This is a genomic window from Streptomyces sp. NBC_00075, assembly GCF_045041225.1.
Lineage (GTDB): Bacteria > Actinomycetota > Actinomycetes > Streptomycetales > Streptomycetaceae > Streptomyces > Streptomyces adonidis.
The window spans coordinates 2,101,838-2,118,383 of record NZ_CP108243.1 but is presented as its reverse complement, the minus strand read 5'-3'; the positions used below and the strand labels follow the sequence as shown (position 1 = coordinate 2,118,383).

Genomic DNA, 16,546 nt, shown 5'->3' with positions numbered 1-16,546 from the left:
CCCCTGGGATTGGAGATGCATCGCAATGAGCCGCGAACACCCCCACAACCCACCTGAGAATCCAACCCGGTTGAGCCGCCGGGGACTGCTGAAGTCCGCCGGTGGTCTCACCGCCGCACTCGCCGTGGGCGCGTCAGCCGCCGCGCTCACGGCCCCCTCCGCCCAGGCCGCACCCGCGACCTTCACCCACCCCGGCATGCTGCACGCCTACGGTGAACTCAACCGCGCCAAGGTCCGGGTCGCCGCAGGGACCGACCCCTGGCTCTCCGGCTGGAACCGTCTCACCGCCAACTCCCACTCGGCGTCGACCTGGACGGCCCGGCCGCAGGCCACGATCATCCGGGGCGGCACCGGCGAGAACTACGGCATCCTCTACAACGACATCCACGCCGCCTACCAGAACGCCCTGCGCTGGAAGATCGCGGGCACAACGGCCAACGGGGACACGGCGGTTGCCATCCTCAACGCGTGGGCGTCCACCCTCACCAGCGTCACCGGCAACGCCGACCGCTTCCTGGCCGCCGGGATCTACGGCTACCAGTTCGCCAACGCCGCCGAACTCATGCGCGGCTACAGCGGGTTCGACCTCGCCGCCTTCCAGGAGATGATGCTCAACGTCTTCTACCCTCTCAACAACCAGTTCCTGACCGGCCACAACGACGCCTGCATCACCAACTACTGGGCCAACTGGGACCTCTGCAACATGAACTCGATCCTCGCGATCGGGATCCTGTGCGACGACGCGGCCAAGTACGACCAGGCGGTCAACTACTTCAAGACCGGCGCGGGCAATGGTTCCATCGCGCACGCCGTCCCGTACCTCTACACCGACTCCGCCGGCTACGCGCTGGGCCAGTGGCAGGAGTCCGGGCGCGACCAGGGCCACACAGTGATGGGCATGGGCCAGATGGGGGCCTTCTGCGAGATGGCCTGGTCGCAGGGCGACGACCTGTACGGCTACGACAGCAACCGGTTCATGAAGGCCGCCCAGTACGTCGCCAAGTACAACCTGGGCAACGACGTCCCGTTCACCACCTACACCTGGGGCACCGGCCAGAACTGCGCCCAGTCCTCGCAGACCGTGATCTCCTCCGCGAGCCGGGGCCAGGTCCGCCCGGTCTGGGACATCCTCTACTACCACTACGCGAAGCGGCGCGGTCTGTCCGTGCCGTACATCCAGGCGATGGCCGAGAGCGTCCGGCCCGAGGGCGGGGGAGGGGACTACGGCACGACGAGCGGCGGCTTCGACCAGACCGGTTTCGGCACGCTGATGTACGCCAAATAGCCGCTCCGTCACCCACCGAATGGCTTCTTCCGCGGGAATACCGCCAGGTCATGTGTTGCTCTGATCTGAACGGTTCACGCGCGGCGGCGAGGGAGCTGGTGGGCAGATGACGGCAGAACCGAGGGAGTCCGTGGAGCAGCCTGTCGTGCGGACGCCCTATGGGGACGTCCGTGGCAGATACGAGGGTGACGGGATCGCGGTCTTCCGTGGCATCCCGTACGCCGCCCCGCCCTTCGGCCCCCGCCGGTTCCGGCCGCCCGTGCCGCCCACCCCCTGGGACGGGGTGCGCGACGCGGGCGGCTTCGGTCCCACCGCGCCGAAACCGCCGTACTCCGAGGCCTTCGCCCGGCTGCTGTCGGACCCGGTGGTCCCCGGCGGCGACTGTCTCAACCTCAACGTCTGGACACCGGAGCTGGGCCGGGACGCGCGGCTTCCCGTCATGGTGTGGATCCACGGCGGCGCCCTGACCCGTGGCTCCTCGGCCGTCCCCGTCTACGACGGACACGCCTTCGCCCGCGACGGCGTGGTCCTCGTCTCGGTCAACTACCGTCTGGGCGTGGAGGGTTACGGCCTCTTCCCGGACGCACCGGCCAACCCGGGACTGCGCGACCAGCTCGCCGCGCTGGAGTGGGTACGGGCGTCCGTCGCGGCCTTCGGCGGCGACCCCGACCGGGTCACCGTCTTCGGCCAGTCGGCCGGCGCGATCAGCATCGGCGCGCTGCTCGCCGCTCCCCGCGCCCAGGGGCTCTTCCGGCGGGCGGTGCTCCAGAGCGGGCCGCCCGAGGTGAGCGAGCGCGACAAGGTGCGGCGGATGGTGCGCCGGATGGCGACCCGGCTGAAGATCCCGGCGACCGCCGAGGCCTTCGCCGCCGTCGACCGGGAGCTGCTGCTGCGTGTCCAGGGCGAGGTCGGCCGACTGAGCAGCCCGGTCCTCGGCGGGCCCGCCTTCGGCATCGTCGTCGACGGTGACCTCGTACCCCGCGACCCCCTGGAGGCCCTCGTCGAGGGAGCCGCCGCCGACGTCGACCTGATGCTGGGCTGGACCCGGGACGAGTACCGCCTCTGGCTGGTGCCGGGCGGGCTCCTGGACCGCGTCGACCGGCTCGGCGCGGTCGCCCTGGCCGGCGCCATGGCCCGCTGCCGCTGCGGCCCGGAGGTCCCGCGCGGCTACCGCACCCTGCACCCCGAAGCCAGTACGGCCGACCTGGTCGGCCAGCTGGTCACCGACCACCTGCTCCGCGTACCGCTGCACCGCCTCGCGGACGCCCGGCACGGTGGCGGGGCCCATGTGTACGAGTTCGCCTGGCCCTCCACCAAGCCTGGCCTTGGCGCCTGCCACGCCCTCGAACTCGGATTCGTGTTCGACACCCACGAGGCACCCGAGTCGGCCAAGCTCGCGGGCGAGGGCGCCCCGCAGGATCTCGCCGAGGCCATGCACACGGCGTGGGTCCGCTTCGCCGTCGACGGCGACCCGGGCTGGCAGCCCTGGGACGCCTCCCACCCGGTGCGCGTCTTCGGCGACGGCGCCCCGCACACCGTACGAGGCCCACGGGACCCCGAACTGGCTCTGTGGGCGGCCGACCCAGGGCTCACCTCGGCATCGGCCCCTTCACCCGGCTCGCGTATGCGTGCCGTGGAGCCCCGGTCGGTCGTACGGCGGCTCCGCCTCCCCGGCAGTGTCCCGAGGCGCTGACCACCGGCCGCCCCCAGGTGGCAGGTGTGCCGCCCGCGACGGCAAAACGCCAGCTCAGACCCGTACCCGACCGTCACCGGGGTGGCGCAACACTGCCGCAACACCATGGCGGGCGAGGCGTGGATATGGTCCGGGGGAAACGTACCCCCGCCCCTCTGGGAGCCCCCGATGCCCGCCGACCGCCCTCGCGAACACACCGCGCCCGTCGCGGCAGCGCGGCGCCGCCGGCTGCGCGCCGACCGGGCACGGCAGCTCGCCGACCTGCTGCGCCACCAGATCCTGACCGAGGGCTTCCCCGACGGCGTACTCCCTCATGAGGACGCCATCGGCGTCGACTACGGCGCGTCCCGCAACACCGTGCGGCAGGCCCTGGACCTGCTGCGCACCGAACAGCTGGTCGAGCGACTGCCCGGGGTCGGGACGGTCGTCACCTGTCAGAAGTACCCGCACGGCCTGGACCGGCTGATGGGGCTCGCGGAGACCCTGCACGAGCACGGCCGGGTCACCAACGAGGTCCGCACCATGAGCCCGGTCCCCGCGCCCGGCCCGGTCGCCGACCGGCTCGGACTGCCGCCGCGCGCCGAAGTGCTGTACGTGGAGCGGCTGCGCCGCCTGGGCGGGGTGCCGCTGTCCCTGGACCTCACCTACATCCCGATGGACATCGGCATCGAACTCCTCGGCGCCGACCTGGAGAACACCGACGTCTTCCGGCTGCTGGAGCAGATCACCGGCAAGCGTCTCGGCACCGCCGAGATCACCCTGGAGGCCGTCACGGCCGACGCGCACTCCGCCGTCGTACTGGAGGCGCCGCGCGGTGCGGCCGTGCTGATGCTGGAGCGGCTCACCTGTCTGTCCGACGGGCGGCCCGTGGATCTGGAGTTCATCCGCTTCCGGGGTGACCGGATCACGATGCGGGGACTGCTGCACCGGTCCAGCTGATTCCCGACTTCCTTCTTTCGTACCCCCTTTCACCCACTTCCCGGAGACAGCCATGCCTCTCGTCCCCCAGCGTGCCGACGTGCCCGTCACGATCGACGAGTCCAAGTGCATCGACGGCTGCACCCTCTGCGTCGACATGTGTCCGCTGGACTCCCTCGCGATCGACCCGGACACCAGCAAGGCGTACATGCACGTCGACGAGTGCTGGTACTGCGGCCCGTGCGCCGCCCGCTGCCCCACGGGCGCGGTCACCGTCAACATGCCCTACCTCCTCCGGTGAAAGGTCCCGCCCGCATGTCCAGCCTGTCCCGCCTGCCTCGCGGAATCGCTCCGGCCGCCCTCGCCGCCGCGCTGCTCCTCCCGCTCACCGCCTGCGGCGGCTCCGCCGACGCGAGTGACAGCAAGTCGGTCACCGTGACCGTCGGCTACCAGTCCAAGACCATCAACACCGTCACTGCGGGCACGCTCCTGCGCTCCCTCGGCTACTTCGAGAGCGCGCTGAAGGCCCAGGGCGCCCGCGACGGCATCACCTACAAGGTGGAGTGGCAGGACTACGCGACCGGTGCCCCGATCACCGCCGCGATGGTCGCCGGGAAGGTCGACATCGGCTCCATGGGCGATTTCCCGCTGCTCATCAACGCCTCCCGGGGCAAGCAGCTGAACGCCCCGACCCGGCTGGTCTCCGTCACCGGCTACAACTCGCGCGGCGCCCTCAACACCGTGGTCACCGCCCCGAATTCAGACCTGAAGTCGCTGTCCGACCTGCGCGGCAAGAAGGTGTCGACGAGCGTCGGCTCCGCCGCCGACGGCACCCTCGTACGGGCCCTGGAACAGGCCGGGTTGGACCCCGACAAGGACATCAGCAAGCTCAACCAGCAGCCCGCGGTGGGTGCTTCGGCACTGGAGGCGGGCAGCGCCGACGCGCTCTCCCAATTCGTCGCGTGGCCGGGCCTGTTGGCCTTCCAGGGCAAGGCGAAGGCCCTGTACGACGGCGGCTCGCTCGGTCTGCCCACCCTGCACGGCGTCACTGTGCGCGGCGCCTTCGCCGACCAGCGCCCGGCGGTCGTCGAGGCCTTCCTGGCGGCCCAGATCAAGGCCACCGCCTACCTCGACGCGCACCCGGTCGAAGCCGCCGAGAAGGTCGCCGAGGTCACCGGGCTCCCCGCCGAGGTCGTGTACCTCTACAACGGCAAGGGCGGTATCGCCACCTTCGACCCCACCCTCAAGCCCGAGTTGGTCGCGGCCCTGAAGAAGGACGTCCCGCTGCTGGTCTCCGCCAAGCTCGCGGGCACGGTGGACGTCTCCGACTTCGTCGACGACAGCTACCTCAAGAAGGCGTACGGCACCGGATACGCCAAGGCCGCCGCCACCACGGCCCCCGCCTCCAAGCCCGAGGTCTGGCTCAAGGGCGCCTCCACGACCAGCACCTACGCCGACCCGACCGCGCTGCTCCGCTCGATCGCCGAGCACAGCGACACCGTGAGGGCCGCGTACGTCCCCGACGCCACCACCGGCACCCGCTGGTTCGCCGACAGGTCGGTCTGGGTCCAGGACGGCACCGACCTGGAGCCCTTCGTCACCGAGTCCGCCGCCGACGCCTGGGCCGCCGAGCACCCCGGTTCGCGCATCGTCAGCTACGCCGACGCACTCCGGCAGGCAGCGAAGTGACCGCCCCCTCATCCCCGTACGCCCGATACGCGTTGCGCGCGGCCTCGCTTCTCGCCGCGCTCGGCATCTGGCAGCTGCTGACCAGCCAACACGTCAACCTGTGGCTGCGGTTCGCCCAGTTCCCGACCGCCACCCAGGTCGCCGACGAGTTCGCGCACCGCCTCGGCACGGCCGTCTACTGGCAGGACCTGACCGACAGCCTGACCCGCATCCTCACCGGCTTCGCCCTCGCCGCGGTGGCCGGGATCGCGGTCGGCACGGCCATCGCCCGCTCACGCCTCGCCGCCGACCTGCTCGGCCCGCTGGTGGAGGTGCTGCGCCCCATCCCGGCGATCGCCCTGGTCCCCGTGGCGATCCTGCTCTTCCCCACCAACGAGCAGGGCATCGTCTTCATCACCTTCACCGCCGCCTTCTTCCCCGTCCTGGTCTCGACCCGGCACGCCGTGCGGGCGCTGACTCCGGTCTGGGAGGAGGCCGTTCTGACGATGGGCGGTGGCCGACTGCGCATCCTCGCCTCGGTCGTCCTGCCGGGCGCGCTGCCCGGCATCCTCGGCGGGCTCTCGGTGGGTATCGGTGTGTCCTGGATCTGTGTGATCTCCGCCGAGATGATCTCCGGCCAGTACGGCGTCGGCTACCGCACCTGGCAGGACTACACGATCGTCAACTACCCGGGCGTCCTCGTCGGCATGGCCACGATCGGCCTCCTCGGCTGGCTCACTTTCACGGCCGTCGAGGTCGCCGGGCGGCGAGTGACCCGCTGGCTGCCGCGCCCGGCCACCGAGCGGGAGGCGCCCCTGCGGGTGGCGCGGCGCCAGGCCGCCACCGCGCACGCGTCCGGGAGGGCGGCATCATGACGATCCAGGTCAGCACGTCCACGGTGGAGACCGAGGCCCCGCGCGGTGTACGGCTGCGGCTGGCGGACGCGACCATCGGGCGCCCCGGACTTCGGGTGCTGAACGGCCTCGACCTCGACATCGCCCCCGGCGAGCTGCTGACCGTCGTAGGCCCGTCGGGTTGCGGCAAGTCGACGCTGCTGCGGACTCTGGCGGGGCTGTTGCCGGCGCTCGACGGCGAGGTGAGCCAGGACGACAGGCCGATCACCCGGCCCGAGGCAGACCGGGCGCTGGTGTTCCAGGAGGACGGTCTGCTGCCCTGGCGCAACGCTCGCCGCAATGTCGAACTCCCTTTGGCGATACGGGGGTTGCCGCGCGCCGAACGCCGAGCGCAGGCGATGGAGTGGCTGGCCCAGGTCGGCCTGGCCGGCCGCGAGGAGCAGTTGCCGCACCGCATGTCCGGCGGTCAGCGTCAGCGCGTACAGCTGGCCCGGGCCCTGGCCGGGCGTCCGCGCGCGGTGCTGATGGACGAACCGTTCGGGGCGCTGGACGCGCAGACCCGGGCCGGGATGCAGAACCTGCTGGTCGAAGTCCTGGCCGGGACCCGTGCGACGGTCGTCTTCGTCACCCACGACGTCGACGAGGCGGTGTTCCTCGGCGACCGCGTCGCCCTCCTCGGCACCGGCCAGGTGCTGGACGTCCCCCGACCCCGCGAGCGCGCGGCCCACGGCGAGCCCGCGACGGTCGCCCTGCGCCGCGAGATCCTCGCTTCCCTCAGCAGCTGAAAGGTCTCCCTCCCGATGGACAGCACGACGGCCACGCCCATCCCCTCCCTCCACGACGCCGACGAGCTGACCTGCGACGTCCTGGTCATCGGCGGCGGTACCGCCGGCACCATGGCCGCGCTGACCGCCGCCGAGCACGGCGCGAACGTCCTGCTCCTGGAGAAGGCCCACGTCCGCCACTCCGGCGCCCTCGCCATGGGCATGGACGGCGTCAACAACGCCGTCGTCCCGGGCCGGGCCGAACCCGACGACTACGTCGCCGAGATCACCCGCGCCAACGACGGCATCGTCAATCAGGCCACCGTCCGCCAGACCGCCACGCGCGGCTTCGCGATGGTGCAGCGCCTGGAGTCGTACGGCGTGAAGTTCGAGAAGGACGAGCACGGCGAGTACGCGGTCCGCCAGGTCCACCGCTCGGGCTCGTACGTGCTGCCGATGCCCGAGGGCAAGGACGTGAAGAAGGTCCTGTACCGGCAGTTGCGCCGCCGTGAGATGCGCGAACGCATCCGCATCGAGAACCGCGTGATGCCGGTACGGGTCCTCACAGCGGGGGGAAGGGCGGTCGGCGCGGCCGGTTTCGACACCCGCACCGGACGGTTCGTCACCGTACGGGCGGGCGCGGTGATCCTGGCGACCGGCGCCTGCGGACGCCTCGGCCTGCCCGCCTCCGGCTACCTGTACGGCACGTACGAGAACCCGACCAACGCGGGCGACGGCTACGCGATGGCGTACCATGCGGGCGCCGAACTCAGCGGTATCGAGTGCTTCCAGATCAACCCGCTGATCAAGGACTACAACGGCCCGGCCTGCGCCTATGTCGCCAACCCCTTCGGCGGCTACCAGGTCAACCGGCACGGCGAACGCTTCGTCGACTCCGACTACTGGTCGGGCCAGATGATGGCCGAGTTCGCGGCGGAGGTGGCGAGCGAGAGAGGACCGGTGTACCTGAAGCTCAGCCACCTCCCGGAGGAGTCGGTGGCCGCCCTGGAAGACATCCTGCACACCACGGAACGGCCGACGCGCGGCACCTTCCACTCGGGCAGGGGCCACGACTACCGCACCCACGACATCGAGATGCACATCTCCGAAATCGGCCTGTGCGGCGGCCACTCGGCGTCGGGAGTCTGGGTCGACGAGCACGCCCGCACGACCGTCCCGGGCCTGTACGCGGCCGGCGACCTCGCCTGCGTACCGCACAACTACATGATCGGCGCGTTCGTCTTCGGCGACCTGGCGGGCGCCGACGCGGCCACCGAACACCGCGTGTACGAGGGTGAGTTGCCCCCCGACCAACTGCACGAGGCGCACGAGCTGATCTACCGGCCGTTGCGCAACCCGGACGGCCCTCCGCAGCCCCAGGTCGAGTACAAGCTCCGCCGCTTCGTCAACGACTACGTCGCCCCGCCCAAGAGCGGCGCCCGACTCTCCCTGGCCGTCGAGGCGTTCGAGCGGATGCGTGACGAGATCGCCGGCATGGGCGGCCGGACCCCGCACGAGTTGATGCGCTGCGCGGAGGTCGACTTCATCCGCGACTGCGCCGAGTTGGCGGCCCGTTCGTCTCTGGCCCGTACGGAGAGCCGCTGGGGCCTCTACCACGAGCGCACCGACCTCCCGCAGCGCGACGACACGGACTGGCTGGTGCACCTCAACGTCCGTAAGGCGGCGGACGGTTCGATGGAGTTCCTGACCCGGCCGGTGGCGCCCTACCTGGTCCCGGTCGAGGGCTTCGCACCACCAGGCGGCGCGGCGAGGGTAATTGGCGAGGTGCATCCCGAGCAGGTGGCGACGGCGGGCCCGCGCGAGGTGGCCCCGGTCGGCTCGGGAACGGTCAAGTCCCGTACGGTCCTGCCCACTTCGACCGCGCCCTCCCCACGCATCCTCGAACTCCTCGCCCTGGCCGAGGACCAGCCGGGCTTGTCCGACCTGCGTCCCTATCTCACCGACCCCGACCCGGCCGTACGCCGGACTGCTGTCGCCACGCTCACGGAAACCGCCCCCGACGGCACAGGTCCGGCCCTGGCCACCGCACTCGGCGATCAGGACGCGGGCGTACGGGAGTTGGCGGCAGGCTCGCTTCGGGAACTGGTCGAGGTGCTGCCGCCCGAGGACGCGCTGCGCGACGCGTTGGTCGCCGCGCTGGCCCTTGGTGATCCCGGCCGGGAGGGCGTACGGGCCGCCGCGCTCGACGTCCTGCGCGCGCTGCGCCTGGGCGACGCCGCCCTGTACGCCCGCACTCTTGCCGACCCCGACCTGGGGGTACGCATCCAGACGGTGCGGGCGCTGGTGTCGGTGGACGCGGTGCCCGAACTGGCCCGTGCCGCCGCCGACACGTCCCGTGAGGTGCGGGTCGCCGCCGCGCAGGGCCTGGGTACCGTCGGCACCCCGGAGGACCTGAAGCCCCTGCTCGCCGACTCGGATGCCCTGGTCCGGGCCGCCGCGCTCACCGCCCTCGCGACCACCGGCTGCCCGCCGCCGCTGGACACGGCCGCGGCTGCGGCGCTCAACGACCCTGCCTGGCAGGTCCGTTCGGGCGCGGCGACGGCATTGGGCGCGGCGGCACCGGAGTTGGCGGTGCCCGCCCTGGCGGAGGCGCTGTCCGACGCGTTCGCCGACGTCCGCAAGGCGGCGGTCCGGGCGCTGTGCCGCCACGACGGCCATCCGGGGGTCGCGGAGGCGCTCGCTTCGGTGTCGGGGGACGCGGACGCGGATGTGCGGGCGTACGCCCGGCTTCGGTAGTCAGGACGTCAACTGCGGAGTGCCGCCACCGAGTTCCGTACGACGACATGCGTGCCCAGGAGCAGGTGCTCGTCCGGGTCGTCCTGGGTACGTCCGAGGGCGGTGCGTACGGCGAGGCGGCCCAACTCCTCGTAGGGGACATGGACCGTGGTGAGCGCCGGGTGCAGGTCTCGGGCGAACGGGATGTCGTCGTACCCGGCCAGTGAGACGTCGCCCGGCACGGAGAGACCGGCCTCGTGGAGGGCGGTGAGCGCACCGGCGGCGACCATGTCGGTGGCGGCCATCACGGCCGTGAACTCCAGTCCCTGGGACAGGGCTTGGCGCATCAGACGGTGGCCCGAGTCGCGGGTGAAGTCGCCGTGCAGCCGCAGCGCCGGGTCGGGTTCCAGGCCACGGGCACGGTGGGCGGCGGTGTAGCCGCGTTCGCGGCCCTGGGCGGTGGTGTGGTCGGGTCGGCCGCCGAGGAAGAGGACGCGCTGGTGGCCCTGGGCGAGGACGTGGGCGCACAGGGCGTAGGCGCCGCCCTCGTTGTCGTACTCGATGACCGTGACCGGCGTACCGGGATTCAGCGGCGGCCGGCCGCACAGCACCAGGCGGGAGCCGACGGAGGCGAGGGAGTCGGCGATGCGGGCCGTGCGGGTGCGGTACTCGGGGGTGTCGGCGGTGCCGCCGACCAGGATCACGGCGGCGGCACGCTGGGCGCGCATCATCTCGACGAACTCCAGTTCGTGCGCGGTGTCGCCGTCCGTGCTGCACACCAGGCTGAGATGGCCGAGCCGGGTCGCCTCGCGCTCCACGCCGTGCGCCATGAGCGCGAAGGAGGGACCGGTGATGTCGTCGAGCACGAAGGCGAGCGTGGGCGTACCGACTCCGGCGACCGCCTTGGCGCGCGCGTCGGCGACATAGTCCAGCTCCCGGACGGCCCGCATGACGCTGGTACGGGTCGCCGTGCTCACCGGGTAGTCGCCGCCGAGCACCCGGGACACGGTGGACGCGGACACCCCGGCGCGGGCCGCGACATCCCGGATGGTGCTGCGTGTCGCACTGACTCCGGTGCTGCTCTTTCGCGTCATGGTGTGTGCCCCCCTGTCCGTGGGACCTGCGGCAACACATCGGCAACCGGTTCCCGGTCCGGAGGCTAGCAGTGGATGTGGGCGGGCGGGAGCGGGAGGGCGAGGGGCCCGGAACCGAAACTTTCACCGTGACCGACCCCTCCATCTCGGCCCTACACCGATCTACGCAGCTCTACGCCGAACTCGCCGCCGCCTCCTCCGCCGAGATGCGCGGACGGGCGGTCGCGGCGCCGAAGCTTCGGGCGGTCGCCGGGGCCGGGTCGGCCGGCCTGCGGGCGTGCCAGTCGGTGACCGACTGATAGGCCGCCGCGACCTCCAACAGCCGCTCCTCCTCGTACGGTTGGCCACCGAGGATCGTGCCGACGGGTACGCCGGCGCCGTCGAAGCCGATGGGGAAGCCGATCTCGGGCAGGCCGAGGATGTCGAAGGGGACGGGGCCGGTCTGGAGGACGACGTCGGCGGTGGTCAGCACACCGTCGAGCACCTCTCGCAGCAGGTGGTTCTTGGCGCGCTGGGCCGTGATCCACTCGTCGCCCGAGAGCATCAGCCCTTGCAGCCAACTCAGCAGCGACACCCCGAACTTGGTGGGATCGGTGCGCAGCCAGTGCCGGAAGGGCTCGGTACGTTCGGCGAGTCGGGCCGCGTTGAACGTACCGGTGAGCAGCGCCCAGTCGTCCGGGTAGGCGACGTCGACGAGCGTGACGCCCGGGATCGCGTCCAGGCGCGTGAGGAACGCGGTCCTCAACTCCCGCTGGGCGGACAGGAAATCGGCGGGGACGCCGATACGGGTGGCCCGGCGCAGACGTACCTTGCCGCCTCTCGCCATGACCGGGGTCGCGGCGCGGATCAGGTCGGGTACGGCGGGCAGGCCGAGCGTGCGCGGGTCCTGGGCGTCCGGTCCGGCCAGGACCTGGAGCATGATCGCCGCGTCCATCGCGTCGCGCGCGAGCGGGCCCGCGTGGTCGCGGGTGAACGAGAGCGGGATGACGCCGTGGATGGACACGCGGCCCATCGTGGGCTTCAGGCCGGTCAGGTTCTGCTGGTTGGACGGCAGGACGATCGAGCCGCCGGTCTGCGTCCCGATCGACGAGGAGGCGAGCCGCCCGGCCACCGCACAGGCCGGGCCGGTCGAGGAACCGCCCGGGTCGACCGACGGGTCGTCCGGCGTCCACGCGTTGACCGTCGTCACCGTGCCGTTCGGCTTCGTGGCGCGGGTGGTGGCCAGGGGCCCCATCTGGCCCTTGCCGAGCACGAACGCGCCCGCCGACTTCAGCCGGGCCACGGCCGTGGCGTCCGCGTCCGGCACGAAGTCCTCGAAGATGAGGGAGTTGCAGCGGGTGGGTACGCCCGCCGTGAAGTAGTTGTCCTTGATGCAGAGGGGGATGCCGTGCAGGAGGCGCCTGCCCGCCGACGTACGGTCCGCGCGCCGGGCCGCCGCACGCGCGTCCTCGGCGGTGACCTCGGCGTACGCCTGGTACGTGCCGTCGTACCGCTCGATCCGCTCCAGATATGCCTCGGTCAGCTCAGTCGCTTTGAGCTTCCCTCGCCGTATGAGCACGGCGGCCTCGGCGAGCGTCGCCTCGGACGGGTCGTTGCGTGCGGCCTGCCGTATCTCGATGTCGATGTCGAGGGTGGGGGCGATGGTGGGGTCGGAGGCGCGATCGGTAACCGGGGCCGCGTGCACGGGAGTTGCCGTCTGCATGGTGAGTCCGCCGGCCAGCGCTGCCGAACTCGCCAGGAATATCCGCCGGTTGATGGATCTGTTGATGGATCTCTTGAGGGGACTGCTCATGCCCGGTCGCCCGCCTTTCCGGTCCACGCCTCGGTGATGGACGGGTACAGGAGTGGTGGCGAGGCCTGCTGTGCGTACGCCGGGTCGGTGGCGGGCGGTGTCCAGCCGGATATCGCGCCGGGGGTCGAGGCGACGAACGCCCGCAGGGAGGCGAGGACTTGGGAGCGCGTCGGGACTCCGGTGGCGGGGTCGACCTGCTCGGGCAGGAGCGACAGATCGAACCCGGCCAACGCCAGCCGGGTCCGTACATAGGCGTCCAACTGGTCCTGCGTGGGCGGCTCGGTCACCACGGCCTCCGTGATCGGCGTACGGGTTCGCCCCGGACTCCATCACCGGCCCGTGAAGCCCTCATTGAGCCCATGCTTCACGGGAGTTACGCCAGGTTCGGCGTGTGGAGGTGCGCCAGGCTCTGCGCGGCAGGTACGCCGGGCTCAGCACGGGAGTCACGCCGGTTTGAGCGCGGAGTTACGCCGGTTCGGCATGGGACGTACGCCGGTTCGAGCGCGGGAGTCACGCCGGGTTCAGTGTCCGGGCGATCGACGTGATCGCCCCCGGCCCCACCCGGCAGCACCCGCCGATCAGCCGCGCCCCCGCACCCCGCCAGCCCGTCACCTGCTCGGCGGAGAAGGTCGAACTGCCTCTCCAGGCACGGGCGTCGGCGTCCCAGACCTCGCCGCTGTTCGGATAGACCACGACCGGCTTCCCGGTCACGCGAGCCGCCAACTCCACAGCACCCTCGACGTCTTCGGGCACACAGCAGTTCACACCGACGGCGACGACCTCGTCCGCTTCGGCGGCCAGCTCGAAGGCCTTCGCGAGCGGTTGACCGGCCCGCGTCAGCTCCCCGGCCACGCTGTACGACAGCCACACCGGCACCCCGAGCCCGCGCACCGCGCGCAGCAGCGCCTCGGCCTCGTCGGCGTCCGGAACCGTCTCCAGGGCCAGTACATCGGGCGAGGCCGCGGCCAGCACCTCCACACGCGGCCGGTGGAAACGCTCCAGTTCGTCGACGCTCAGCCCGTACCGCCCCCGGTACTCGGACCCGTCCGCGAGCATCGCCCCGTACGGCCCGACCGACGCCGCCACCCACAACGGCCGCTCCGCGTCCGCCCGGCGCGCGGCCTCGCGGGCCAGCTCCACGCTCAGCGCGAGCAGCTCGGCGGCGCGCTCCCGGCCGATGCCGCGCTTGGCGAAGCCGGCGAAGGTGGCCTGGTAGCTGGAGGTGATCGCGACGTCGGCGCCCGCCCGGAAGTAGGCGAGGTGCGCGTCGACGATCGCCTCGGGCTGCTCGACGAGCAGCCGCGCCGACCACAGCTCGTCACTCAGATCGTGCCCGGCGGACCCCAGCTGGTTGGACATACCGCCGTCGAGGACGAGGGGGGAGCCCGAGGTGAGGGCGGCTGAGAAGGAGGTTTCGCTGGTCTCGCTGGTCATACCTCGACGCTAGTCCACCGTGGGCCCGGCGACCGTATGTGTCCAGTACATGAACAGATGGCCCACATTGTGGGATGGCGAGTTACGATCACGCCCTCCCCACCTGCCTTCACCTGTCCCCGCTGCCCTCCCCGCTGACCGGAAGTGTCATGACTGCGCCCAGTACCACCGAGGCCGACGAGCCGGAGCTGAACCCGACCGAGACGGCCGCGAAGACCGGGACGACCGAGAAGCCGCCGCCCGGCCGCCGCACCTTCGGCCTGGCGGCCGCCACCGCGCTGGTGATGGGCAACATCATCGGCGGCGGCATCTTCGTCCTGCCGGCCACGGTCGCCCCGTACGGCTCGGTCAGCCTGCTGGCCTTCCTGGTCCTTTCGATAGGCGCGGTGCTCCTGGCCCTGCTCTTCGGCAAGCTGGCCCGCCGCAGCCCGGTCACCGGCGGCCTGTACGTGTACCCGCGCGACGCGTTCGGCCCCTTCGCGGGTTTCCTGTCGGCGTGGTCGTACTGGACGATGACCTGGGTCAGCATCGCCGCGCTGGCGGTGGCGGTGGTCGGATACGTGGACGTACTGATCCCTCTCAACGACAGCCACGCCCTGGGCGCGCTGGTCGCGATCCTGGCCCTCTGGCTCCCGGCCGCCGCGAACTTCGCGGGCACGCGGTGGGTGGGCGGCGTACAGATCGTGTCGACGATCCTGAAGTTCGTGCCGCTGCTGGTGGTGGCCACGGTCGGCCTGTTCTTCATGGACACGGACAACTTCGGCGCGTTCAACGCGTCGGGCGACAGCGTGCCGGGGGCTCTGGCCGCCTCGGCCGCGCTGCTCCTGTACAGCTTCCTGGGTGTCGAGTCGGCGGCGATCAGCGCGGGCGAGGTGGAGGACCCCGAGCGCAACGTGGGCCGCGCGAGCGTCCTGGGCACGCTCGGCTCGGCCCTCGTCTACGTCCTCGGCACGGTCGCCGTCTTCGGCCTGGTCCCGCACGACAAGCTGGTCGACTCGGGCGCCCCCTTCGCCGACGCGGTCAACGTGATCACCGGCGGCAGCTGGGGCGGTACGGCGATCGCGCTGGTGGCGGTGGCGTCGATCGTGGGCTGCCTGAACGGCTGGATCCTGCTCGCGGCGCAGATGCCGTACGCGGCGGCCCGCGACGGCCTCTTCCCGGCACGGTTCGCGAGGGTCGGCAAGGGCGGGGTACCGGGCTTCGGCGTCCTGGCCTGCGCGATCCTCGGCACGATCCTGATCGCCTTCAACTACACGGCGGGCCCGGACACCACGTTCCGCGTCCTGGTCCTGATCACGACGTTCACGGGCTGCGTCCCGTACCTCTTCTCGGCGGCGGCCCAGCTGTACTGGCTGGCCAAGGGCACGCGCGACCGCGTCCGCCCGGCAGGCCTGATCCGCGACCTGATCGTCGCCGCCCTGTCCTTCGCGTTCTCGTTCTGGCTGATCGCGGGGGCGGGGTATGCGGCGGTGTATCAGGGGGTGCTGTTCCTGTTCGCGGGGATTCCGGTGTATGTGTGGATGCGGGGGCGGCAGGGGTCGACGGAGGCGGTCGGCGCCGAGGACACGCCGGGCATCAAGCCCGCGTGACCTCACTCGCTCGCTGCACTTGCCTCACTCGCTCCGCACGTCGGAGAAGACGACCTCGAACTCCTCCAGCCCGGTCACGGTGACATGTGCCTTGGCGGCGCCCTCATGCCGGGCCGCCGCCTGGCCCGCGCGGGACGCGGCAAGGGACTCGCGGTCGGTGAACACGGCGGCGACCAGCCCGCGTCCCCGGTCCCGGTCGAGGAGCAGGGACGCCCTGGCCAGTCCCGGGAGCGTTTCGAGTTTGGGGATCACCGTCGCCCGGAACGTCTCGGCGAACAGATCCGCGTCCGAGGGGTCGAACTCCACCCTGGTGATCCGCAGTCCCGCTCCTGCCTCGGGCTGGCGGACCTGGTGGACGACCGCGGCTTCGAAGTTCTCGGTCGTTGTCGTCGCCGCGAACCGCTCCAGGAGCGCCGCCCGCCGCTCGCGCAAGGCCTCGTCGCTGTTCCTCCGGGCCTCCTCCGTCTCCCACCAGCTGGACGCCAACAGCTTTCCGAGCTCCCGGTCCACGAAGATGCCGAAGCCGCGGAATCCTGGCTGCTGCGCGACCAGTTCCCGGCCTTCGGTGTTGAGCCCCTCAATAGCCGTGTCGATGTTGGCCGGATCACCGGTCGCATAAACCGCGCGTACGAACATGACTACTCCCTGAAGTCGCGCGCACATTCGAAATCTTCTGACATGGCCAGTCTTCTCCTGGGGGCTAACCTGGGCAAACCGGT

Annotated in this window: 14 protein-coding genes; 9 read left to right on the top strand and 5 right to left on the bottom strand. The window is 71.5% G+C overall.

Annotation, left to right across the window (positions count from 1 at the left end; all coding sequences use genetic code 11):
• Positions 1–25: 25 nt before the first annotated feature.
• From OG787_RS09085 to OG787_RS09050, 8 genes are all read left to right on the top strand, one after another.
• Entirely contained in the window at positions 26–1,285 is a 1,260-nt protein-coding gene (locus OG787_RS09085; RefSeq protein WP_369030512.1) for an alginate lyase family protein, read from the top strand.
• 106 nt (positions 1,286–1,391) lie between these two features.
• A complete protein-coding gene (locus tag OG787_RS09080; protein WP_369030511.1) occupies positions 1,392–2,978 on the top strand; it encodes a carboxylesterase/lipase family protein in 1,587 nt (528 codons plus the stop codon).
• A 168-nt stretch (positions 2,979–3,146) separates the two neighbouring features.
• A complete protein-coding gene (locus tag OG787_RS09075) occupies positions 3,147–3,917 on the top strand; it encodes a GntR family transcriptional regulator (protein ID WP_405534848.1) in 771 nt (256 codons plus the stop codon).
• 52 nt (positions 3,918–3,969) lie between these two features.
• Positions 3,970–4,197 (top strand): ferredoxin family protein, encoded by a 228-nt coding sequence (locus OG787_RS09070; protein ID WP_006376935.1) that lies wholly within the window; start codon positions 3,970–3,972, stop codon positions 4,195–4,197.
• 14 nt (positions 4,198–4,211) lie between these two features.
• Positions 4,212–5,585 carry an ABC transporter substrate-binding protein gene (locus OG787_RS09065; protein WP_405534847.1) on the top strand — a complete coding sequence of 458 codons (1,374 nt, stop codon included), beginning with the start codon at positions 4,212–4,214 and terminating at the stop codon, positions 5,583–5,585.
• The gene (locus tag OG787_RS09060) at positions 5,582–6,439 is read left to right on the top strand and encodes an ABC transporter permease (RefSeq protein ID WP_405534846.1); all 858 of its coding nucleotides are present in this window, start codon (positions 5,582–5,584) and stop codon (positions 6,437–6,439) included. The genes OG787_RS09065 and OG787_RS09060 overlap by 4 nt, the downstream gene beginning before the upstream one ends.
• Positions 6,436–7,203, top strand: a complete 768-nt coding sequence (locus tag OG787_RS09055; RefSeq protein ID WP_405534845.1) for an ABC transporter ATP-binding protein — start codon at positions 6,436–6,438, stop codon at positions 7,201–7,203. The genes OG787_RS09060 and OG787_RS09055 overlap by 4 nt, the downstream gene beginning before the upstream one ends.
• Positions 7,204–7,218: 15 nt before the next feature.
• A complete protein-coding gene (locus tag OG787_RS09050) occupies positions 7,219–9,939 on the top strand; it encodes a fumarate reductase/succinate dehydrogenase flavoprotein subunit (RefSeq protein WP_405534844.1) in 2,721 nt (906 codons plus the stop codon).
• Positions 9,940–9,947: 8 nt separating this feature from the next.
• Here OG787_RS09050 and OG787_RS09045 read toward each other — a convergent pair whose 3' ends face one another.
• From OG787_RS09045 to mmuM, 4 genes are all read right to left on the bottom strand, one after another.
• Positions 9,948–11,012 carry a LacI family DNA-binding transcriptional regulator gene (locus OG787_RS09045; protein WP_405534843.1) on the bottom strand — a complete coding sequence of 355 codons (1,065 nt, stop codon included), beginning with the start codon at positions 11,010–11,012 and terminating at the stop codon, positions 9,948–9,950.
• Between the two features lie 172 nt (positions 11,013–11,184).
• Positions 11,185–12,804 (bottom strand): amidase, encoded by a 1,620-nt coding sequence (locus OG787_RS09040; protein WP_369030504.1) that lies wholly within the window; start codon positions 12,802–12,804, stop codon positions 11,185–11,187.
• A complete protein-coding gene (locus OG787_RS09035; protein ID WP_369030503.1) occupies positions 12,801–13,091 on the bottom strand; it encodes a hypothetical protein in 291 nt (96 codons plus the stop codon). The genes OG787_RS09040 and OG787_RS09035 overlap by 4 nt, the downstream gene beginning before the upstream one ends.
• A 223-nt stretch (positions 13,092–13,314) precedes the next feature.
• Positions 13,315–14,238, bottom strand: coding sequence for a homocysteine S-methyltransferase (gene mmuM / locus OG787_RS09030; RefSeq protein ID WP_369030502.1), 924 nt, complete (start codon positions 14,236–14,238; stop codon positions 13,315–13,317).
• 149 nt (positions 14,239–14,387) lie between these two features.
• Between mmuM and OG787_RS09025 the strand changes: the two genes are divergently transcribed.
• Positions 14,388–15,827, top strand: a complete 1,440-nt coding sequence (locus tag OG787_RS09025; protein WP_405534842.1) for an amino acid permease — start codon at positions 14,388–14,390, stop codon at positions 15,825–15,827.
• 24 nt (positions 15,828–15,851) lie between these two features.
• Here the strand turns inward: OG787_RS09025 and OG787_RS09020 are convergent, their stop codons facing one another.
• Positions 15,852–16,463 (bottom strand): hypothetical protein, encoded by a 612-nt coding sequence (locus OG787_RS09020; protein ID WP_369030500.1) that lies wholly within the window; start codon positions 16,461–16,463, stop codon positions 15,852–15,854.
• Positions 16,464–16,546: the final 83 nt, after the last annotated feature.